Origin of the sequence: Kocuria sp. 2SI (genome assembly GCF_005502825.1) — a bacterium.
GTDB classification, from domain to species: Bacteria; Actinomycetota; Actinomycetes; order Actinomycetales; family Micrococcaceae; genus Kocuria; species Kocuria palustris.
This window is the reverse complement of record NZ_SCNB01000003.1, coordinates 54,920-76,447: the sequence shown is the minus strand read 5'-3', so window position 1 is coordinate 76,447 and position 21,528 is coordinate 54,920. Positions and strand designations below refer to the sequence as shown.

Annotated in this window: 18 protein-coding genes; 14 read left to right on the top strand and 4 right to left on the bottom strand. The window is 73.0% G+C overall.

Translation table 11 applies throughout. The annotated features are described in order from the left end of the window. Positions 1–45 precede the first annotated feature (45 nt). Entirely contained in the window at positions 46–1,995 is a 1,950-nt protein-coding gene (gene acs, locus FFS25_RS02610; RefSeq protein WP_058871871.1) for an acetate--CoA ligase, read from the bottom strand. A 126-nt stretch (positions 1,996–2,121) separates the two neighbouring features. On the opposite strand from acs, the gene nth reads away from it, so the two are divergent. Continuing rightward, a complete protein-coding gene (nth, locus tag FFS25_RS02605; RefSeq protein ID WP_249933738.1) occupies positions 2,122–3,084 on the top strand; it encodes an endonuclease III in 963 nt (320 codons plus the stop codon). Continuing rightward, complete coding sequence (locus FFS25_RS02600) at positions 3,081–3,860, top strand: NUDIX hydrolase (protein WP_058871870.1); 780 nt, start codon at positions 3,081–3,083, stop codon at positions 3,858–3,860. Before nth ends, FFS25_RS02600 begins: the two co-directional genes overlap by 4 nt. A gap of 12 nt (positions 3,861–3,872) precedes the next feature. Here FFS25_RS02600 and FFS25_RS02595 read toward each other — a convergent pair whose 3' ends face one another. After that, positions 3,873–5,711 carry a bifunctional 3'-5' exonuclease/DNA polymerase gene (locus tag FFS25_RS02595; RefSeq protein WP_058871869.1) on the bottom strand — a complete coding sequence of 613 codons (1,839 nt, stop codon included), beginning with the start codon at positions 5,709–5,711 and terminating at the stop codon, positions 3,873–3,875. 163 nt (positions 5,712–5,874) lie between these two features. Between FFS25_RS02595 and ssd the strand changes: the two genes are divergently transcribed. The 7 genes from ssd (at position 5,875) to FFS25_RS02560 (ending at position 11,289) form a co-directional block, all read left to right on the top strand. After that, complete coding sequence (gene ssd, locus FFS25_RS02590) at positions 5,875–7,320, top strand: septum site-determining protein Ssd (protein WP_171004073.1); 1,446 nt, start codon at positions 5,875–5,877, stop codon at positions 7,318–7,320. Beyond that, the gene (locus FFS25_RS02585) at positions 7,317–8,525 is read left to right on the top strand and encodes a TadA family conjugal transfer-associated ATPase (RefSeq protein ID WP_137801813.1); all 1,209 of its coding nucleotides are present in this window, start codon (positions 7,317–7,319) and stop codon (positions 8,523–8,525) included. Before ssd ends, FFS25_RS02585 begins: the two co-directional genes overlap by 4 nt. Next, positions 8,522–9,346 (top strand): type II secretion system F family protein, encoded by an 825-nt coding sequence (locus tag FFS25_RS02580; protein ID WP_249933737.1) that lies wholly within the window; start codon positions 8,522–8,524, stop codon positions 9,344–9,346. Before FFS25_RS02585 ends, FFS25_RS02580 begins: the two co-directional genes overlap by 4 nt. Beyond that, complete coding sequence (locus tag FFS25_RS02575; protein WP_137801812.1) at positions 9,343–9,960, top strand: type II secretion system F family protein; 618 nt, start codon at positions 9,343–9,345, stop codon at positions 9,958–9,960. The genes FFS25_RS02580 and FFS25_RS02575 overlap by 4 nt, the downstream gene beginning before the upstream one ends. A 102-nt stretch (positions 9,961–10,062) precedes the next feature. After that, a complete protein-coding gene (locus tag FFS25_RS02570; RefSeq protein WP_006213783.1) occupies positions 10,063–10,323 on the top strand; it encodes a DUF4244 domain-containing protein in 261 nt (86 codons plus the stop codon). 113 nt (positions 10,324–10,436) lie between these two features. Continuing rightward, positions 10,437–10,853, top strand: coding sequence for a TadE family type IV pilus minor pilin (locus FFS25_RS02565; RefSeq protein WP_006213782.1), 417 nt, complete (start codon positions 10,437–10,439; stop codon positions 10,851–10,853). Further along, positions 10,843–11,289 (top strand): Rv3654c family TadE-like protein, encoded by a 447-nt coding sequence (locus FFS25_RS02560; RefSeq protein WP_006213781.1) that lies wholly within the window; start codon positions 10,843–10,845, stop codon positions 11,287–11,289. The genes FFS25_RS02565 and FFS25_RS02560 overlap by 11 nt, the downstream gene beginning before the upstream one ends. 88 nt (positions 11,290–11,377) lie before the next feature. Here the strand turns inward: FFS25_RS02560 and FFS25_RS02555 are convergent, their stop codons facing one another. Together FFS25_RS02555 and FFS25_RS02550 are read right to left on the bottom strand one after the other, a co-directional pair. Then, positions 11,378–12,091 carry a PIG-L deacetylase family protein gene (locus tag FFS25_RS02555; RefSeq protein WP_137801811.1) on the bottom strand — a complete coding sequence of 238 codons (714 nt, stop codon included), beginning with the start codon at positions 12,089–12,091 and terminating at the stop codon, positions 11,378–11,380. Between the two features lie 102 nt (positions 12,092–12,193). Continuing rightward, entirely contained in the window at positions 12,194–14,575 is a 2,382-nt protein-coding gene (locus tag FFS25_RS02550; protein WP_137801810.1) for a DEAD/DEAH box helicase, read from the bottom strand. A 155-nt stretch (positions 14,576–14,730) separates the two neighbouring features. Between FFS25_RS02550 and FFS25_RS02545 the strand changes: the two genes are divergently transcribed. The 5 genes from FFS25_RS02545 (at position 14,731) to topA (ending at position 21,507) form a co-directional block, all read left to right on the top strand. Beyond that, positions 14,731–15,183 carry a pyridoxamine 5'-phosphate oxidase family protein gene (locus FFS25_RS02545; protein WP_137801809.1) on the top strand — a complete coding sequence of 151 codons (453 nt, stop codon included), beginning with the start codon at positions 14,731–14,733 and terminating at the stop codon, positions 15,181–15,183. Positions 15,184–15,222: 39 nt separating this feature from the next. After that, a complete protein-coding gene (gene trhO / locus FFS25_RS02540) occupies positions 15,223–16,239 on the top strand; it encodes an oxygen-dependent tRNA uridine(34) hydroxylase TrhO (RefSeq protein WP_137801808.1) in 1,017 nt (338 codons plus the stop codon). Beyond that, entirely contained in the window at positions 16,236–17,957 is a 1,722-nt protein-coding gene (locus FFS25_RS02535; protein WP_137801807.1) for a DUF7059 domain-containing protein, read from the top strand. The genes trhO and FFS25_RS02535 overlap by 4 nt, the downstream gene beginning before the upstream one ends. A 44-nt stretch (positions 17,958–18,001) precedes the next feature. Continuing rightward, complete coding sequence (locus FFS25_RS02530; RefSeq protein WP_249933736.1) at positions 18,002–18,442, top strand: pyridoxamine 5'-phosphate oxidase family protein; 441 nt, start codon at positions 18,002–18,004, stop codon at positions 18,440–18,442. Between the two features lie 257 nt (positions 18,443–18,699). Then, positions 18,700–21,507 (top strand): type I DNA topoisomerase, encoded by a 2,808-nt coding sequence (gene topA, locus FFS25_RS02525; RefSeq protein ID WP_137801805.1) that lies wholly within the window; start codon positions 18,700–18,702, stop codon positions 21,505–21,507. The last annotated feature ends 21 nt before the right edge of the window (positions 21,508–21,528 follow it).

Here is a 21,528-nt window from a genome sequence, read left to right as displayed (position 1 = left end):
CTCCTCCCGGCCCCTCCTTCCGACGGGCTCAGGCCTGCGCTGGGCTCACTTGCCCAGCGAGTCCACGATCTGGTCCATGACCGTCTGATCGGCCAGGGTCGAGACGTCGCCGACCGGGCGATCCTCGGCGACGTCCTTGAGCAGACGGCGCATGATCTTGCCGGAGCGCGTCTTGGGCAGCTCGGGGACGATCAGCACGCGCTTGGGCTTGGCGATCGGGGAGATCTCCTTGCCCACGTGCGCCCGCAGCTCCTCGGACAGCTCGTCCTTGGGCCGGTTCTCGTCCACGGCGTCGTCGGTGAGGATCGCGAAGGCGACCACGGCCTGCCCGGTCGTCTCATCCGCGGCGCCCACCACGGCGGCCTCGGCGACCGACGGGTGCGACACCAGCGCGGACTCGATCTCCGAGGTCGACAGGCGGTGCCCGGAGACGTTCATGACGTCGTCCACGCGGCCCAGGACCCAGATGTCGCCGTCCTCGTCGAAGCGGGCACCGTCGCCGGCGAAGTACATGCCCTCGAAGCGTGACCAGTAGGTGTCGATGAAGCGCTGGTCATCGCCCCAGATGGTGCGCATCATGGACGGCCACGGCTCGCGCACCACGAGGAAGCCCTGCTCGCCCTTGCCGACGCTCGCGCCCGACTCATCGACCACGTCCAGGCTGATGCCCGGCAGCGGGGTCTGCGCCGAGCCCGGCTTGGCCACGGTGACGCCCGGCAGCGGCGTCATCATGTGCGCGCCGGTCTCGGTCTGCCACCAGGTGTCCACGATCGGGCAGCGTCCGCCGCCGATGTGCTCGTGGAACCAGGCCCAGGCCTCCGGATTGATGGCCTCGCCCACGGTGCCCAGCAGGCGCAGCGAGGAGAGGTCGTACTCGGCCGGGATGTCCTCGCCCCACTTCATCATGGTGCGGATCGCGGTCGGCGAGGTGTACAGCGTGGTCACGCCGTACTTCTGCACGATCTCCCAGAAGCGGCCGCGGTGCGGCGAGTCCGGGGTGCCCTCGTAGATGACCTGGGTGGCGCCCATGACCAGCGGACCGTAGGCCACGTAGGAGTGCCCCGTGACCCAGCCGACGTCGGCGGTGCACCAGAAGACGTCGGTCTCCGGCTTGAGGTCGAAGGTCGCCTTCATGGAGAACGCGCCCTGGGTCAGATAGCCCCCGGTCGTGTGCAGCACGCCCTTGGGCTTTCCGGTGGTGCCCGAGGTGTAGAGGATGAACAGCGGGTCCTCCGCGCTCATGGCCTCCGGCTCGTGCTCGGCGGACTGGTCGTCGACCAGGTCGTGCCACCAGTGGTCGCGGCCCTCGGTCCACTCGACGTCCTCGCCGTTGCGCTTGACCACCAGCACGTTCTCGACGGTGGGGGCGCCCTTGGACAGGGCCTCGTCGACGACCGGCTTGATCTTCGAGGGCTTGCCGCGGCGGTAGGAGCCGTCCACGGTGATCACGAGCTTGGCCTCGCCGTCCTCCATGCGCGAGCGCACGGCGTCGGCGGAGAAGCCGCCGAAGACCACCGAGTGGATCGCGCCGATCCGGGCGCAGGCCAGCATGGAGATCACGGCCTCCGGGACCATGGGCATGTAGATGCCCACGCGATCTCCCTTGGCGATGCCCAGCGAGAGCAGCGCGTTGGCGGCCTTGGAGACCTCGTCCTTGAGCTCGGCGTAGGTGTAGGTGCGCTCGTCGCCGGGCTCGCCCTCGAAGAGCAGGGCCGTGCGGTCGCCGTTGCCGGCTTCCACGTGCCGGTCGACGGCGTTGTAGGCGGCGTTGAGGGTGCCGTCGGCGAACCACTTGGCGAACGGCGGGTTCGACCAGTCCAGGGTCTCGGTGAAGTCCTGGGACCAGCTCAGCAGCTCGCGGGCCTGCTGAGCCCAGAACTCCGGCCCCTCTGCGGCTGCACGGTCGTAGACCTCTGCGCCGAAATTCGCCTGAGCCGCGAACTCCTCTGACGGGGCGAAGGTCGGCTTCTGCTGCTGATCGGTCATCTGCTGCATCTCCAGTCCGGTGTGCGGTGTGTCACTGTCATCTGCCTCGAGAGTAGTTCACCCTCCGAGCCACCTCCAATGCGGGCGGGTCGCACGCGGCGGAGGGCGTCGTGGGCCCCGCGTAGCATCGGGGCCATGACCCAGCCCGAGCCCACTGCGGACCCAGCCCAGCCCAGCGCGGGGCCGGTCAGCGACCTCAGCGCCGAGCACGGGCAGCACCCGCTGCACCGCCGTCAGGGCGGGCCGGTGCCGGATCATGTGCGGATCGTCGATCCGGCCAAGGCCCGCGCCGGTGCGGCCCGCCGTGCGCGCACGGGCAGGGCGGAGACCCCGCTGGCGCTCAAGCGCCGCGCTCGCCGGATCAACCAGGAGCTCGGACGGGCCTATCCGTATGCGGTGGCCGAGCTGGACTTCGACAGCCCCTGGCAGCTGCTCGTGGCCACTGTGCTCTCCGCGCAGACCACCGACGTCCGCGTCAACGCGACCACCCCGGCGCTGTTCGAGCGCTGGCCGGATCCGCGCGGGCTGGCAGAGGCCGAGCGCACGGAGGTCGAGGAGATGCTGCGGCCCCTGGGCTTCTACCGCTCCAAGGCCCGCTCCGCGCAGGGGCTGGCCCAGGCGATCGAGGACGAGCACGACGGACAGGTGCCGGGCCGGCTCGAGGATCTCGTGAAGCTGCCGGGGGTCGGGCGCAAGACCGCCAACGTGGTGCTCGGCAACGCGTTCGACGTCCCCGGCATCACGGTGGACACGCACTTCGGCCGACTGGCCCGCCGCTTCGGCTGGACCGGTCAGGAGGATCCGGTCAAGGTCGAGCGCGAGGTGGGGGCGCTGTTCGAGCCCGAGGACTGGACGGATCTCTCGCACCGGCTCGTCTACCACGGCCGCCGGATCTGCCATGCCAAGCGCCCTGCCTGCGGAGTCTGCCCGGTGGCGGATCTGTGCCCCTCCTACGGGTTGGGCCCGGTCGAGCAGGAGGCCGCCGCGCAGCTGCTGGCCTACGAGTTCAAGCCCGGGCGCGAGGACCTGCTCGCCGGGTACATGGAGGGTCGGACGCGCCGCGAGCTGCGCGCGGCCGGGCACGGGCTGAGCGCATGAGCGCCCGCGAGCAGCTGCTGGGCGCCGTGGCCTCCCTGCGGGAGCAGGGTCCGCTGCGCATCGACGTCCTCAAGCACCGGACCACGCCGCGGGAATCTGCGGTGCTGATCCTCGTGGGGGTGCTCGACGACGTGGCCGCCGAGTCGGACGGGCTCGCCCCCGACGGCCCCGCGGCCGATCTGGACCTGCTGCTGATCCAGCGCGCCGCCACCCTGCGCGCGCATCCCGGCCAGGTGGCCTTCCCCGGAGGGCGGCTGGATCCCGAGGACGGCGACCCCGAGGACCCGGACGACGTCCTGCAGCTGCCCGGCGGGCCGGTCGCAGCCGCCTACGTGCGCGCGGCGCTGCGCGAGGCGCAGGAGGAGACGGGGCTGGATCCGTCCGGGATCGAGATCCTGGGCGCACTGCCCAAGGCGCCGGTGCCGGTCTCCGGGCACGACGTGACCCCGGTCATCGGCTGGTGGACGCGGCCCTCGGCCGTGGACGTGGTGGATCATGCGGAGTCATCGCTCGTCTTCCGGGTTCCGGTGCTGGATCTGGTGGATCCTGACCGCCGCCACACCGCCGAGGTCACGCGCGAGGGGGCGAACCGGCCCACGCTGCGCCACCGCTCGCCGGCCTTCCGCGTGCCCCGGCAGATCACTGACCCGGTGGGCGGCGCGGACGAGGTGGTCGTGTGGGGCTTCACCGGGATCCTGCTGGACCGGGTGCTCGAGGCAGCCGGCTGGGCTCGCCCCTGGCCGAAGGATGACGTCCGTCCCGCGCCGCTGGGCTGAGCGGGACCGTCGTCACTTGGCCTGGTCGTAGCTCTCCACGACCGCCACGGTCACCGGGAACTCGACCGGCACCCGGCCGAAGACGATCCCGGTGGCCTGCTCGGCGCACTCGCGCACCAGATCGGCCACCTCCTCGGCGTGCTCGGCGGAGGAGTCCACCATGATCTCGTCGTGCAGGAAGAAGACCAGGGCGGCGTCCAGGCCGCGGCGATGCAGCTGCGCGCGCACGCAGCCCATCCAGGCCATGGCCCATTCGGCCGCTGAGCCCTGGACCACGAAGTTTCGCGTGAACCGCCCCTGCGACCTGCGCAGCTGGGCTGCGCGGCGCTCGTCCTCGGCACTGGCCGTGCGGGCCACGGCCTCCTGCCAGCGCTGATCGGGCTGCGGCGACCAGCGCCCGAGCCAGGTGCAGACCTGGGAGCCGTCCTCGCCCACGCGGGCGGCGTGCTCCACGAAGGCCACGGCCTGCGGGAACAGCCGGGCAAGCTGGGGCATGAGCCTGCCGGACTCGCCGGTCGTGGCTCCGTACATGGCGCCGAGCAGAGCGACCTTGGCGTGATCGCGCTGGGTGAGTCCCGTCCCGGAGTCCCGGCCGCGCTCGGCGATCGAGAGGTAGAGGTCGCGACCGCGAGAGGCATCGGCCAGGGCGTCGTCGCGGGCGAGCACGGCCAGGACGCGGGGCTCGAGCTGGGCGGCGTCGGCGACCACCAGTCGACGATCCGGGCCCGGCCGCACGGCCGAGCGGATCACCTTGGGGATCTGCAGGGCCCCGCCGCCGCGTGCGGCCCAGCGCCCGGTGACCACGCCGCCCACCACGTACTCGGCGCGGAAGCGGTCATCGCGCACCCAGGACTCGAGCCACTGCCAGCCGCTGGCCGTGAGCAGCCGGGAGAGCTTCTTGTACTCCAGCACGGGGGCGACCAGCTGCTCGCGGCGCTCGCGCTCCCCGGGTGAGGAGACCGGTGCGGCCTGGACCCAGCCGGTGAGCTCCCACTGGCTCGTGGAGCTGACGTTGAGCCCCGCACCGCGCAGCGCCCGCAGCAGGGACTGGGGGGAATCCGGGTTCAGCTCGGCGGCGCCCAGCACCCGGCGGACCCGCTGGACGGCCTCCTCCATGCGGGCCGGACGATGTCCGAGCGCGGGCTGCGGGCCCAGCGCCTCGACGAGCAGGCGGCGATGGACCTCTGCGTCCCAGGGGATCCCGATCCGGTGCATGTCCGCGGCCAGCAGCGCCCCGGCGGATTCGAGCCCGCAGAGCAGACGCAGCTTCCCGGGGGAGCGGGAGCCCTCGATCGCGGCCAGCTGGGCGCGCAGCTCCTCGATGGCTGCAGAGAGCCGCTCGGCGCCCCCCGCGTCCGAGTCCGGGGCAGCCATGCCTTCCGGGGCATCGTCGAAGAGGCCCATCTGGCCCTCGCCGGGACCGTTCCACACGGAGCGCGGCGGGGGCTCGGGGGCGATCCCCGGGTGCTCGTGGGCCGGCAGCGGCTCGAGCACCGGCGAGTAGTCCACCCGTGCCGCCGGTGCGCTCGCCGCGTTGGAGAGGATCGCCGAGACCAGTCGGAGGTCGTGCAGGTGCGGCAGCGGCACGGCCGGATCCGCGGCCAGCAGCCCGGGCAGGATCAGCGGCGAGCGCTCGAGGACCCAGCGCGGGCTGCGGCCGGTCTCCGTCCGGCACCGGGCGTCCTGGTCGTGGACGAAGGCGGCGAGCCCCGTGGAGTCCAGCTGCTGCGGGGCGCTGAGGGGCCGGGTGAGGTCGTCGAGGACCTGCGCCCAGTGGACGGCCGAGGTTCTCGCGCCTGCGAGCCCTGTGGTCGCGGCGCGCGGATCCGGGGCGGTCACGACGATCAGCACTTCGGCATTCTCGCCGTCGGCACCGACAGCACAGGGGCCCCTGACCCCCGCCCGTGCGCGAGAGCCTCCACAGGCCATGCATCGGCGGCAGCGCCCCGCCAGGGCGTGCTCGGATCCGCGACTGCCGTCCCGAGGGGGCCGCCGGCGGCGCATCGTTCGGGGCATGACAGCACAGCACCTGCCCCAGGAGCCGCGGATCGAGCGGCGGCGACGCCCCTCCGGGCGGCGCGCCGCCGCCCTCGACCTGGCGGCGCGAGCGGACCGCGAGGCCGAGCGGCAGACGGATCTCGACGCGGTCGTCGCGGACCGGGAGCTCGAGCGAGCGGGCTCGCTGCCCGGGCTGCCTCAGGCCGCGGGTGATCCGGTGATCAGTGCGAGCGCTGCGGTGCCGCCTCCGGCATCCGCGCTGCGTGCGACGGCCGAGCCGACGGCTGCGGACCCCCGCGCGGTCGCTGCGCCCGGGGCGGAGAGGGCTCCTTCGGGCCTCGTGCTCGAGGGGCCCGGTCGGCGCGTGGTGCTGATCAGCGCGGACGCCGGCCTGGTCCAGGAGATGACCGCGGTCTGCGCTGCCGCCGAGGCGCGCCTGAGCCGCGCTCGCGGGCTCGAGCCCGGACAGCTGGAGGAGGCGGCGGCGGAATCGGCCGAGCTGATCCTGCTGGATGCCCGCAGCCTCCGCGCCGCCGAGGTGCGCTCAGGGACGCTGCCGGCTCCGGCGGTGCTGCTGGGGACGGCCGAGGACGAGGACCTGTGGGAGCTGGCCTCCCGCGTGGGCGAGTGCACCGTGGCCGTGCTGCCGGCGGCCGAGCCGTGGCTGGCCGACCGGCTGGCGGATGTGCACGCGGACTCGGGACGCATGAGCGCAGGGGTGCTGGGCGTCATGGGCGCTGCGGGAGGAGCGGGCGCCTCGACCCTGTCCTGCTGGCTGGCGGCCTCGGCGGCTCAGGAGCACGACGTCGTGCTGGTGGACGGCGACCCCGACAGCTGCGGCATCGATCTGCTGCTGGGCACCGAGCTGCTCGGCGGGCTGCGCTGGCCGGATCTGGTGGGATCCCACGGGGCGCTGAGCTCGCAGCGGCTGTGGGAGGTGCTGCCGGACATCGAGGGCCTGGAGTCGCTCCGGTGGCTGTCCTGGGATCGTCGCGAGCCCGTGCAGGCGCCTGTGCCCGAGGTGCTGCGCACGCTGCGCCGTGCGTGCGACGTGGTCGTGCTCGACCTCGGCCGAGGCACCGAACGATCGTTCCGGATGGCCGGTCAGTGCGATGCCGTGCTGGTGGTCGTGCCGCGCACCCTCCGGGGGATGATCTGCGCCCTCCGCGTCGGACAGGGCCTCGGCGGGATCCCCGTCGAGTACGTCCTGGCCGGACCGGCCATCTCCGATGTCTCCGCCGACGGCGCCGCCGAGCACCTGGGCGTCCGTCCACTGGGGGCGCTGCCCTTCGATGCGCGGGTCGCGGAGGCCTGCGAGGTCCGCGATCTGCTGCCCCGCGGGCGCAGGCGACGCCACGCCGAGACGGCGGCTGCCCTGTGGGAGCAGCTCGATGAGCTGCACGGCCTGCTGGCCGAGGACGTCGCCTCCGCGGCCGGCACTGGATGGGGGCGGCGGGCATGAGCGCCCAGACGACGACGCCGTCGAGCCTCCGCGGCACGAGCGGCGCAGACCTGGACCCGCAGCTGCTGCACGAGGTCCGCGAGGCGCTGCTCAGCGACGGCGGCAGCGTGGACGACGAGCGGATCGCCCGTGCCGTGCGCGAGTCCGGCCATGCCCTCAGCGCCGCAGGGACCCTGCACGCCGTGCGCAGGATCCGCGCCGAGCTGACCGGGCTGGGCGCCCTGCAGGCCATGCTGCCCGCCGAGGGGCTCACCGACGTGTGGATCAACGGCCACCGCGAGGTCTGGTGGGAGGCCGGTGCCGGGCCCGTGCGGGTCGAGTCCCCCTTCCGCAGCGAGGAGGAGGTGCGCGCACTGGCCGTGCGCCTGATCGCCTCGGCCGGGCGGCGTCTGGACGACGCCCACCCCTGCGCCGACGTCCAGACCGACGACGGCATCCGCGTCCATGCGGTGCTGCCGCCGATCTCCACGGGAGGCACGCTGCTGTCTGTGCGCTTCCGGCACCGCGCCGTGCTCAGCGTGAACGACTTGGTGGCCTCCGGGACCCTGCGCCCCGAGATCCTGGAGCTTCTGCTGGCCGCCACAGCCGGCGGGGCGAACCTGCTGGTCACCGGCTCGACCGGATCCGGCAAGACCACGGTGCTCAACGCGCTGCTGTCGGCCTGCCCCGTCGGCGAGCGGATCGTGCTGATCGAGGATGCCGCCGAGCTGCGCCCCGAGCACCCGCACGTGATCGGCATGCAGTCCCGGCATGCGAACGTCGAGGGCGCCGGTGCGGTGGATCTGGTCGAGCTGGTGCGGCAGTCGCTGCGCATGCGCCCGGACCGGATCGTGATCGGGGAGTGCCGCGGGGCCGAGGTCCGGGAGCTGCTCACCGCGCTGAACACGGGGCACAGCGGGGCGGGGACCGTCCACGCGAACTCCGCCGATGCCGTGCCGGCTCGCCTGGCAGCGCTCGGAGCCCTCGGAGGGATGTCCCCGGAGGCGGTGGCTCTGCAGGCCGGCTCGGCCCTGGACCTGGTGATCCACCTGGACCGCGAGGGCGGTCGGCGGATCCTGCGCACCGTCTCGCTTCTGCAGGAGCACCAGGGGGCGCTGCGCATGGTCCCGGCCTTCGAGCAGACGCCGCAGGGCCCATCCTTCGGCCCAGGCTGGTCGGAGTTCGCGGCGCTGGCCGCGCGCAGTCCCGGGCAGGCCGGCTCATGAGCGCGTTCGCGGCCATCTGCGCCCTGCTCCTCGGGGCCGCGGTGCTGCTGTGGCTCCCGCGGCAGCTGCCGGCGCACCTCGGTGTCCTCGGCAGCGCCGCAGCTGCTGAACCGGTGCCGGCGGAGGCCACCGGGATCGAGTCCCTGCTTCGGCGGCTGCGCCGACGCGATGCCGCCGCTGAGGCCGGCGAGTGGGTCGATTGGATCCGGCAGCTGGCCGCTCTGGTCAGGGCGGGGAAGACCCCGTCGGCGGTCTTCTCCGTCAGCGCGCAGACCGCCGCCCAGGCGGTAGCGCCCAGCGGGTCGATCCGTGCTCAGGAGCGGATCAGCCGCAGCGTCGCCGCAGCCGCCTCCCTCGGACGCGGTCCGGGCGAGACGCTGCGGGCCCAGGCTGCCGCTGCGGGCCGAGGCCGCAGCCGGCTCGAGCGCACACGGGTCTCCGTGCTGCGGGATCTGGCCCGGTGCTGGGAGGTCTCCGAGCGCACCGGAGCGCCTCTGGCCTCGCTGCTGGAGGGCGTGGCCGAGGCCGCGGAGGCCGACCTGGATGCCGATGCCGCCCGCGAGACCGCCCTGGCGGGGGCCAAGGCCACCGTGCGGATCCTGTCCTGGCTGCCGGTGCTCGCCCTGGGGCTCGGGATGCTGATCGGCGCCGATCCGGTGCGCACGCTGCTGACCACACCCTGGGGCATCACCGCCGGCGTGCTCGGTGCGGTCCTGACGATCGTCGGGCGGGTGTGGACCCGCCGGATGGTCCACCAGGCAGAGGCCGCCTCCGGGCACCGGGCGGCGCCTGCTGCGGCACAGGGGAGGCGGCAGCCATGACGGATCCGCAGACCCTGCGCGGCGCGGCGCTGATCGCGTTCCTGGTCCTGGGAGCGCTGATTGTCTCGGGGATCGCGCCGCTGCCCGGCAGGAGCCGTCCCTCGAGCGGGTTGCCCGGAGCATCGAGGGCCGCTGCGGCGGCCGAGGCGGAGGCGCCCGTCGGGACCGAGGCTGCCGCAGGCGTCTCCGCCGGGGTCCTCATCGAGCTCGTCGCCTCGATGCTCGAGTCGGGCGTCCCGGTCTCCAGGGCTCTGGAGGTGCTGGCCGGCACGGACTCCGGAGCCGTCGGGCGGGCGCTTCGCTGCGTGGCCACCGCGCTCGGGCTGGGGCTGTCGTGGCAGCAGGCCTGGTCGGCAGCCGGGGAGGTTCCGCCCCAGGTCCAGGACCTGCGCTCGGCGCTGACCTTCGCGGCCGTCTCCGGGGCGCCGTCGGCCTCGGCCCTGCGGGCGGCCTCCGCTCAGGTCCGGCGCTCGGAGCACCGCCGGGCGGAGGCGGCGGCCGAGCGGCTGTCCGTGCACCTCATGGTCCCGCTGGGGCTGTGCTCCCTGCCGGCCTTCGTGTGCTGGGGCATCGTCCCGGTGCTCATCGGGCTCGTGCCCGACCTGCTCGGATGAGCGACGCCGTCGCAGCCGCGGCGGCCCATAAGCCCCGGTCGGACGACCGTCCGCCCGGTCCAGGAGCCCCTTCCCGGGGCCCGAATGAGAGAGAGGGACATCATGTCCGTCATCACCCGCACCACCGCCCCCGCCTCGCTCGAGCCGTCGGAGGAGGTCGTCACCGCCCTGGAGCCGTCCGGGACCGTCGAGCCCGGTCGAGAGCTCAGCGCACAGGATCCGGACCTCGGCGCCTCCACGGTGGAGTACGCCATCATCCTCTTGGCCGCCGCCGCCTTCGGAGGCGTCATGGCGGCGGTCCTCGCCTCCGATGCCGTCTCCGACCTGCTGCTCAAGATCGTCGAGAAGGCGCTCGCCATCTGATCGCCGGGAGGATCCGCGCTCTCCGCGCGCGGATCCTCCCGGCCCTGGCCCGGTCGGCCCGGTGCCGCGCGCACCGGGCCGACCGACGACGACCGGAACGAGAGGACATCGCCATGAACAGCATCCGCGCAGCGCTCGCCCGCCGCACACGGCCACGGCACCGCCACAGCAGCAGCGCCCGGGACGAGGGCGCCGTGACCGTCGAGACCGCCATCGTCCTGCCCTCGATCGTCCTGCTGCTGGCCGTGCTCCTTGCCTGCGGCGGCGCGGCCATGCTGCAGGTGCGCGCCGAGGAGGCGGCGGGAGCCGCCGCCCGCGTGATGGCCCGCGGGGAATCCGCCGCCGTCGCCCAGCGGGAGGCCGAGGCCATCGCCGGCGACGACGCCGTGGTCTCCGTGCAGCGCGACGACGACCGGGCCACCGCAGCCGTGCGGCTTCCCGCTCCCGGGGTCCTGGGGCGCTGGGAGTCGCTCGAGGTATCGGCCGAGGCCACGACGTTCAGCGAGGAGGTGATCGTCGATGTGGGCTGAGGGCGGCGGGCTCGACCCCGGGATCCTGGGCGACGATCCCGACGGATCCGCGTGGGATCGGCGGCATCATCCCGACCTCGGTGCGGGGACGGTCTTCGGACTGATCCTCGCCCTGGTCGCCGTCTTCCTGATCATCGCGGCGCTGGGAGTGGGGCAGGCCGCGATCCTGACCCATCGCGCCGGCAACGCCGCCGACCTCTCGGCGCTGGCCGCCGCCGACACCGCCCGCGGTCTGCGGATCGGGCAGCCCTGCGAGGTCGCCGCCGAGCTGGCGGAGCTCAACGGCGCGGAGGTTCTCGACTGCGCGGTCGTGGGTCCCGAGGCCACCACGGTCGACGTGGAGGTGGGCATCGACCTGCCGCCGTCGCTGTCGGTCTTCGGTCAGGCCCATGGCCGAAGCCGCGCAGGGGCGCCGGAGGACAGCCCCTTCTCATGAGGCGAGCGGGGCGTCCCTGCCCGGGGCAGCCGCCGGGTGCCCTGACAGCTCCGCCTGCAGCTGCCGGCGGTCGTCGCCGTCAGGGCCCTCAGCGCAGCCGGAAGGCTCGGAAGGCCTCGGCGGCCTCCACGCCGAGCTCGCGGCCGGCCTCCGCGGTGACTCCGGCGATCAGCTCGCGCGGGGCCGGGTGGCCCGGCAGATCCGCCAGGTACTCGCGGTGCTGCTCGAGCGAGGCGATCCCGCGCTCCAGGGGCTCGCCGCTGACGTCCACGGCGTGGGTGGGCTCGTCGGAGCCGGAGACCAGCAGCCACGTGGCGCCCCACGGCTCGAGGCCCTCCTGCTCGGCGAGCTCGCGGAAGACCCACCGGTTGTCGGCATCGCGCACGGCATCAGCGGCGGCGAGTCCGGCCACGCGGTGATCTGCCATGGACAGTCCCCACGGCACCACGTCAGCCCAGGTCATGGTCACCACCGCATCCGGGCGCACGCGGCGGGTGTGCCGGGCGATGTCCCGGCGCAGCTCGAGCGAGGGCTCCAGGTGGCCGTCGGGGTGATCGAGGATCGTCAGGTCCGTGACGCCCACCTCCGCGCAGGCGCGGGCCTGCTCCTGGGCGCGCAGCGGGCCGGTCTCGGCGGGATCGCGCTGCATCCCGGCCTCGCCGCTGGTCAGCAGCAGGTAGGAGACCTCCACACCGCGTGCGACCCAGCTGGCCACGGCGGCAGAGACCCCGTACTCGAGGTCATCGGGATGGGCCACCACGCACAGCACGCGGCGGAAGTCCTCATCTGGCAGCAGCTCCATGGCACATCCGCTCCTCTTCCAGAATCGATTCGGGCTCCCAGTCTGGCACCGGCAGCGGGGCCAGGTCTCGCGCTCGCAGGGATCGCGGGGCGCAGCGCCGGTTCACTCCTGCGGTTCGGCCACCGGCGCGGCCTTGAGCAGGGCGTCGAGCAGCCGCACCGCCGCCTGCTTGTCCAGCGGCTGATTCCGGTTGCCGCACTTGGGCGACTGGACGCACGACGGGCACCCGGCCTCGCACCCGCAAGCCGTGATGGCGTCCCGGGTGGCCTGCAGCCACCGCCGGGCGACGTCGTAGCCGCGCTCGGCGAATCCCGCGCCGCCGGGGTGGCCGTCGTGCACGAAGATCGTGGGCAGCTCGGTGTCGGCGTGCAGCGCGGTGGACAGCCCGCCGACGTCCCACCGGTCGCAGGTGGCCAGCAGCGGCAGGAGCCCGATCATCGCGTGTTCGGCGGCGTGCAGGGCCCCCGGCAGATCCGGCTCCTCGATGCCGGCGGCCGCCAGCTCCGATCCCGGCGCGGTGAACCAGACCCCGCGTGTGCGCAGGTCGGTGGGAGGCAGGTCGAGCGGCTCCTCGCCGAGCACCTCGTTGCCGGGCACGGCCTTGCGCTGGAAGGACACGACCTGCGAGGTCACCTGCACCTGCCCGAAGCGCACGGTCACCGGGCCCCACTGCTGGCTGCGCTCCTCCTCGATCACGGACACGGTGGTGACCTCGCGAGCCGAGGTCCAGAAGTCGGGCTGGGCGCGGGTCACCGAGACCAGGTGATGCTCCAGATCCAGGTCATCGACCAGGTACGACCTGCCCTGGTGGACGTACACGGCCCCGGGATGGGTCTGCTGATGGGCCTGGGACGTGCCGATCGAGCCGAGCAGCTGGCCGGTGTCCGTCTCGATGATCTGCAGGGGCCCGCCGCCGTCGCCGCGGATCGAGACCATGCCCGCTGGGTCCTCTGCATGGGTCCAGAACCAGCCCGTGGGACGACGACGCAGGCGCCCGGCCTGCTCGAGAGCCGCCACGATCGCGGGGGCGCCGGGGCCGAAGAGCTCGAGCTCCTGGGGCCGCAGCGGCGTCTCGGCGGCGGCGGCGCACAGGTGCGGAGCCAGCACGTAGGGGTTGCCGGGGTCGAAGACCGTGGCCTCGAGGGGATCGTCGAACAGCGCCTCGTGATGGTTGACCAGATAGGTGTCCAGAGGGTCCTCGCGGGCGATGAACGCCGCCAGCGCGTCCTGCCCGGCGCGGCCGGCGCGGCCGATCTGCTGGAAGAACGAGCTGCGCGTGCCGGGCCAGCCGGCCACCAGCACGGCGTCGAGCCCGGCGATGTCGATGCCGAGCTCGAGCGCGGACGTCGAGGACAGCCCGAGCAGCCGTCCGTCGCGCAGCTGCTGCTCGATCTCGCGGCGCTCCTCGGGGAGGTAGCCGGAGCGGTAGGCGGCCACGCGGTGGGCCAGGCCGGGCTCGACCTCCTCGAGCTGGCGGTGGGCGATCTGCGCGATCGTCTCCGAGCCGCGGCGCGAGCCCACGAATGCCAGGGTGCGGACTTGGCGCAGCACCAGGTCGGTGAGCATCTCGGCGGCCTCGACCACGGCGCTGCGCCGCACGGGTGCGCCGTTCTCGCCCTCGGCCCCGGACTGCTCGGGCTCCCACAGCACGACCGTGACCGGTCCATGGGGTGAAGTGTCCTCGCGGATCGCGGTGACCTCCTCGCTCGGAGCCCCGATCAGCCGGGCGAACGAGTCCTGCGGCCGCGCCGAGGTGGCCGAGGCGCCGATGAACACGGGAGCGGCGCCGTAGAGCGCGGCGACCCGCTGAAGCCGGCGCAGCACCACGGCCACGTGGGAGCCGAACACGCCGCGGTAGACGTGGGCCTCGTCGACGATCACCCAGCGCAGCCGGCGCAGGAATCGCGACCACTGCTGGTGGTTGGGCAGCACGCCCGCATGGAGCATGTCCGGATTGCACAGCACGGCATCGGCGTGATCGCGGATCCAGCGCCGCTCGGAGACGGGTGTGTCGCCGTCGTAGGTTCTCGCGCGCACGTCCAGGCCGACGCCGTCGGGCCCGCCGCCGCGGCGGATGAGCCCCTCGAGAGCGCTGAGCTGATCGGCGGCCAGGGCCTTGGTGGGGGAGAGGTAGAGCGCGGTGGCCTCGTCGGGGTGCTGGAGCCTGCCCGGTGCCCTGCGCGCGGCCAGCCGCCCGCGGTGCAGATTGGAGAGCACGGGCGCCTGATAGGCCAGCGATTTGCCGGAGGCCGTTCCGGTGGCCACGATGACGTGGCTCTCGCCGGCCGCGCGGATGGCACGGGCCTGATGGGCGTAGGGCTTGTCGATGCCCATGGCGCCGTAGGCCGCCACCACATCGGGGTGGATCGTCTCCGGCCACGCAGCGGTCTCGGCCTCGCGTCCCGGCAGCTCGCGGACATGGCGCACCTGCTCGGGGTCCGCGCCGCGACCGAGCAGCGGGAGCAGGGGATGGGGCTCGTGCATCCGCGCATTGTCCCACCGCGGCAGGCCGGCGTCAGCGCACCGGTCCGGTGCGCGCACGCCGCGCGCTCGTGGGGACGACGAGCTCAGCGGGACCCGCGGCAGAAACCCCGGGCAAGTCCTCGCCGCAGTCGGCAGTAGCGGGCCATCATGAGGCCATGGACAAGGACATCCTCCACCCCGACCCCATGCCGGAGCACGACGACCCACAGGATCAGGCCCCGGCCGAGCCGCTGAGCGACGAGCAGTGCTGGGAGCTGCTGGGCGAGAGCCGCTTCGGACGCCTGGGCACTCGCGATGGCGACGAGATCGAGATCACCCCGGTCAACTTCATCGCGGATGACGGCAAGCTCTACTTCCGCTCGGCCCGCGGCTCCAAGCTGCTGCGCCTGACCCTGAACTCGCAGGTCGCCTTCGAGGTCGATCACGTGGCTGGAGGCCAGGCCTGGTCCGTCATCGTGCGCGGCCATGCCCGCACGCTCACGGACCCGAAGGACCTCGAGCGCTTCGAGCGCCTGGACCTGCGCCCGTGGCTGGACACCGTGAAGCTCGAGGTCGTGGAGATCGACCCGTACAAGGTCACGGGCAGGCGCTTCTCGCTGCAGGGCTGAGCCGTCCACGGCCGGCTGCTGCACGGCTAGCCTGGTGCGGTGACTGTCGAACGCATCCTGCTCCACTACCGGATCGTCGCCCTGCCGGATCCGCAGGCGATCGCGCTGTGGCAGGAGGCCCTGTGCGAGCGATGGGGCCTGCGCGGGCGCATCATCGTCTCCCCGCAGGGTCTCAACGGCACGGTCGGCGGGGAGGTCGGCGCTCTCAAGCAGTACGCCAAGGCCACCCGGCGCCATCCCGGCTTCCGCGACCTCGAGCTCAAGTGGTCGGACGGCTCGGCCGCGGACTTCCCGCGGCTGTCGGTGAAGGTGCGCCGAGAGCTCGTGGGCTTCGGCGCCCCCGACGAGGTCGCCGTGGACGAGCAGGGCGTGGTCGACGGCGGCATGCGCGTGAGCCCGCAGCAGCTCGATGACATGGTCGCTCAGCGCGAGGACCTGGTGCTCTTCGACGGCCGGAACGCATGGGAGGCCCGGATCGGGCGCTTCCAGGGAGCCGTGGTCCCGGACGTGGAGACCAGTCGCGACTTCGCCGCCGAGCTCGACTCCGGGGCCTACGACCACCTGAAGGACCGTCCCGTGGTCACCTACTGCACCGGCGGGATCCGCTGCGAGTTCCTCTCGGCCATGATGCGCCGCCGCGGCTTCCGCGAGGTCTACCAGCTCGACGGCGGCATCGTGCGCTACGGCGAGGCCCGCGGCGATGCCGGGCTGTGGCAGGGCTCCCTGGCCGTGTTCGACGACCGCGGGGCCCTCGAGTTCTCCGAGGACGCCGCCGTGATCGGGCAGTGCGACCTCTGCGGCGCCGACGCCCGGCGCTTCGAGAACTGCGCCCGATCCCGCTGCCACCGTCGCCTGCTGATGTGCGAGGACCACCGGGCCGCTCACCGCGACGGCCCGGGCCTGCGCTGCCCCGATGGCTGCCGGGATGCCCGCACCGGCGCCCCTCTGCCGCCCGAGGCCGACTCCGGGCAGAGCTCCTCCACACCGGCTGCGGCCCCCGAGACCGGGGACGCCCGCCCGACCGATCCGTCGACCAGCACCCAGGAGGGCGCATGAGCACGGGAGCGCACGAGACCGCCCGCACCCCCGACTTCGCGGATGTCCCAGAGGCACCCCGCTCGGATGACCCCGCGCTGCTGGCCCGCCTGGGGCTGGCTCTCGAGGACGCTGGCTTCCGCGCCGAGCGGATCGCCGAGCTGCTGGGGACGGAGGCCGCAGAGGCCCTGGCCCGCGATCAGGCGGTCCCCGCGCTTCGAGTCCTCCGCCGCCTCGAGGCCGCGGCGGAGACGGCGCCGTCGGCCGATCGTCGTCTGGCCGTGCTCGTCGAGCTGCTGCTGCTGGCACGCCCCGTAGGCTCCGGTGATCTCGAGGCGGCCCTGCCGGGCATCCGCGTTCAGGACCTCGAGCACCTCCGGCTGGTGGAGGCCGCGCACGGGCAGGTCCGCAGCCTGGTGGACCTGGACGTCCACCAGGCGGACGACGGCTTCCACCTGTGGATCGCCTCCGACCACAGCGCGTTCCAGCGCCCGGGCGCGCCGCTGCGCCGTGACCATGTGCTGGGCGTCGGAGGCGCCTCGCAGACCCTCGTGCAGATCACGGACCCGCGCCCGGCGGCCGTCGCGCTCGATCTGGGCACCGGCTGCGGCGTGCAGAGCTTCCACCTGCTGCGCTGGGTCGATCGCGTGGTCGCTACCGACCTTTCCGAGCGCGCCCTGGCCTTCGCCCGGTTCAACCTGGTGCTCAACGCCCAGGCCCTGCGCCTGGACCCCTGGGACCTCGAACGGCGCATCGAGCTGCGGCAGGGCTCGCTGCTCGAGCCGGTCGCGGGCGAGTCCTTCGACCTGGTCGTGTCCAACCCGCCGTTCGTCATCACCCCGCGCACGCCCGGCGAGGACGCCTCCTCCCGCTACACCTACCGCGACGGCGGCAGGGAGGGCGACGCCCTCGTGGCCGAGCTGCTCGGCGATCTGGGATCCGTGCTCGCCCCGGGTGGCAGCGCGCACCTGCTGGGCAACTGGGAGATCCGGGCCGAGGACGTCGAGCGCGGCGGAGGCAGCTTGGAGCGCGCCTGGTCGCGGCGTGTGGAGGGCTGGATCCCTGCGCAGCTGGACGCCTGGGTCATCCAGCGCGAGATCGAGTCCCCGCAGGCCTACGCCGAGACCTGGCTGCGCGATGCCTCCGAGCACCTCGAGCAGCAGCGGTGGGAGAAGGCCTACGCGGCGTACCTGGACGACTTCGAGGCCCGCGGGGTCGCCGGCGTCGGCTTCGGGTGGGTGCGCTTGGATCGCCCCGCAGCCGGGCGCACGAGCCCCGTCCGCCGCAGGCTCGAGCACATCGGCCACCCGGTTCAGCAGCCGGTCGGCGGCGTGCTTGCAGAGGCCGTGCGGAGGGAGCTCGAGCTGGAGCGCCTGGGCTCGGCCTGGGAGGAGCTGCACCTGGAGGTGCCCGAGCACGTCACCGAGGAGCGCCACGGGCGCCCGGGAGCCGAGGACCCGGCCGTCATCCTCGTCCGGCAGGGCGCCGGCCTGCAGCGCACGGCGGTCCTGACCTCGGCAGCTGCCGGACTGATGGGCGCCTGCGACGGCGAGCTCAGCGTCGGGCAGATCGTCGAGGCCCTGGGCATGCTGCTGGGGTGGGAGGCTCCCGCCGGGCAGCGTTCGCAGGAGGCGCTGGATCTGCTGGCGCAGACCCGCAGCCTGCTGGTCGACGGCTTCCTGGAGCCGGCTGCCGAGGATGCCGCCGCCGAGGACCGCGCCGGGGCCGTCCGGGCCTGATCTGCGCCTACCGCCTCGGCTTCCGAGGTGGGAGGATGGCAGGCATGACTGCAGAGAACCCGTACCGCGACCTGACCCGTGATGAGATGTGGCAGCTGCTCGACGACGAGCCCTTCGGACGCCTGGCCGTGCAGGCCGGCGGCTTCGTCGACATCTTCCCCGTCAACTTCGTGGTCCACGGCAAGAAGCTGTGGTTCCGCACGGCTCCGGGCTCAAAGCTCGCCGCTCTGACCGTCAACGACCAGGTCGCCTTCGAGGCCGATCACCGGGACGAGGACAGGCTGCGCGTCTCCTCGGTCGTGCTGCAGGGCCGGGCTCGCCGCGTGGACGACGCGCAGGAGCGCGAGCTCGCCGAATCGCTGGGACTGCGCACCTGGGTGCGCAGCTTCAAGCCGGTCTTCGTGGTGATCGAGCCCGATCAGATCCACGGCCGCTCCTTCCCTGTCGGACCCGCGGACGACTCCGAGGACGACGGCCAGGACTGACGCCGCAGCGCCTCTGCTCCACCTGCACGGCCCGAGGGGATCCCCTCGGGCCGTTGTCGTCTGCTGAGGGAGCGGCCGGATCCGCGGACGGCGCCGGCCCGGAGGACCGGGCGCGACCCCGTGTGTCGGGGGCTGTCCGGCGGCGGCTATATGGTGGGGGCGATCGGACGGGCGAGCGCTCGTCCACCGCAGCCTCCCGGCTCCCGCGCTTCCGGCGCGGAGGATGGCCGGGGTGTCCCCATCCCCTAGGAGCGACCGTGGCCCAGAAGAACCCGGGATCAGGCAGGAGCCTGCTCATCGTCGAGTCCCCCTCGAAGGTGAAGACCATCGCGGGGTACCTGGGCGACGCCTATGAGGTCGATTCCTCCATGGGCCACATCCGGGATCTGGCCCAGCCCTCGGACCTGCCCGCCGAGATGAAGAAGGGTCCCTACGGCAAGTTCGCCGTGGACGTCGAGTCCGGATTCGACCCGTACTACCTGGTCAGCACGGACAAGAAGAAGAAGGTCGCCGAGCTCAAGCGCAAGCTCAAGGACAGCGACGCCCTCTACCTCGCCACGGATGGCGATCGCGAGGGCGAGGCCATCGCGTGGCACCTGCTCGAGGTGCTCAAGCCCAAGGTCCCGGTCTACCGCGTGACTTTCCCCGAGATCACCCGCGAGGCGATCGAGCGCGGCTTCGGCGAGCTGCGGGAGCTGGACAAGGACCTGGTCGACGCCCAGGAGACCCGCCGCGTCCTGGACCGCCTCTACGGCTACGAGATCTCCCCAGTGCTGTGGCGCAAGGTCTCCTCCGGGCTCTCGGCCGGGCGCGTGCAGTCCGTGGCCACCCGCATGGTGGTGCAGCGCGAGCGCGAGCGCATGGCGTTCGTGACAGCCGATCACTGGGACCTGACCGGCGAGTTCGCCCCGGTCTCCGGGCCCGACGCCGGCAGCGCGTTCCAGGCGCGGCTGTCCAGCGTGGACGGGCGCAAGGTCGCCACCGGCCGCGACTTCGACGACCGCGGGCAGCTGCGCAAGCCGGAGGCCGTCGCGCACCTGGACGAGCAGCAGGCCCGCTCGCTGGCCGAGGGCCTGTCCGAGGCCGACTTCACGGTCGCGCAGCAGGAGACCAAGCCCTACCTCTCGCGCCCCAAGGCCCCGTTCACGACCTCCACGCTGCAGCAGGACGCCGCGCGCAAGCTGCACTTCTCGTCGCGCTCGACCATGCAGGTGGCCCAGCGCCTGTACGAGAACGGCTACATCACCTACATGCGAACCGACTCGGTCGCGCTGTCGCAGCAGGCCGTGAGCGCGGCTCGCAAGCAGGCTCGGGAGCTGTGGGGCGGGGACTTCGTGCCGGATGCCCCGCGCAGCTACGCGAACAAGTCCAAGAACGCGCAGGAGGCCCACGAGGCCATCCGCCCCGCCGGCGACTCCTTCCGCACCCCGGATCAGGTCCGCGGCTCGCTGTCGGCGGACGAGTTCAAGCTCTACGAGCTGATCTGGCAGCGCACCGTCGCCTCGCAGATGGCCGATGCCAAGGGCTTCACCGCGACCCTGCGCCTGGCCGCGACCAGCACCGACGGCCGCAAGGCGGAGTTCAGCGCCTCCGGCACCGTGATCACGTTCAACGGCTACCTCTCGGCCTACCGCGAGGCCCCGGACACCGCCGAGGGCAAGGACGGCGAGGCGAAGGGTCGCAAGGACCGCCGCCTGCCGCAGATGGAGGAGGGCGACGCCCTCACCTCCCAGGAGATCGCCGCCGAGGGCCACAGCACCAAGCCCCCGGCCCGCTACACGGAGGCCTCGCTCGTGGCGGCCATGGACGAGCTCGGCATCGGGCGTCCGTCGACCTACGCCGCCGTCATCTCCACGATCACCGACCGCGGCTACGTCAAGGTCCGCGGCACCTCCCTGATCCCGTCGTGGACCGCGTTCTCCGTGGTGCGGCTGCTCGAGGAGCACTTCAGCGACTACGTCGACTACGACTTCACGGCCGAGATGGAGGAGGGCCTGGACCGCATCGCCCGCGGGGAGGAGGACCGCACGCAGTGGCTGCAGCGGTTCTACTTCGGCCGCGAGGACGAGCCCGACGACGGCCTCAAGGCCATCGTCGACGACCTCGGCGAGATCGATGCCCGGGCGCTGAACACGCTGAAGGTCACGGACACGATCGACCTGCGCGTGGGCAAGTACGGCCCGTACCTGGAGTCCGGCGGCGGGGTCGATCCGGAGACCGGCGAGGTCACGGACCCCGTGCGCGCCAACGTCCCGGACACCCTGGCCCCCGATGAGCTCACCGCCGAGAAGGCCGAGGAGCTCATGGAGATCGGGCGAGCCGATGGCCGCGAGCTCGGGCAGGACCCGCAGACCGGGCGCACGATCGTGGTCAAGGACGGCCGCTACGGCCCGTACGTCTCGGAGGTGATCCCCGAGCCCACGCAGGAGGAGCTCGACGCGATCCCCACGGAGTACTACAAGAACGGCAAGCCCAAGCCCAAGAAGATCGACAAGCCCAAGCCGCGCACGGCCTCGCTGCTGTCCTCCATGGACATCCAGGAGGTGGACCTCGACGACGCCCTGAAGGTGCTCTCGCTGCCGCGGGAGGTCGGCGCCGACAAGGACGGCGAGATGATCACCGCCCAGAACGGGCGCTACGGTCCGTACCTCAAGAAGGGCTCGGACTCCCGGTCGCTGTCCAGCGAGGAGCAGATCTTCGAGATCACCCTCGAGGAGGCACAGCGGATCTACGCCCTGCCGAAGCAGCGGGGGCGCGGTGCCGCCAAGCCGCCGCTGAAGGACCTGGGCACGGATCCGATCACGGACAAGCCCATGATCATCAAGGACGGGCGCTTCGGCGAGTACATCACCGACGGCGAGACCAACGTGACCATCCCGCGCTCGGAGTCCGTGGAGCAGATGACGGCCGAGCGAGCCTCCCAGCTGCTCTCGGAGAAGCGCGCCAAGGGCCCGGCCGCCAAGAAGACCACCCGATCGTCGTCGGGCTCCCGGGCCAAGAAGCCGTCCGGGGCCTCCACGACCAAGCGCGCGGGCACCCGGAAGAAGACCTCCGCGTCTTCGTGAGCCCGCGGCGGGGCCCGCGGC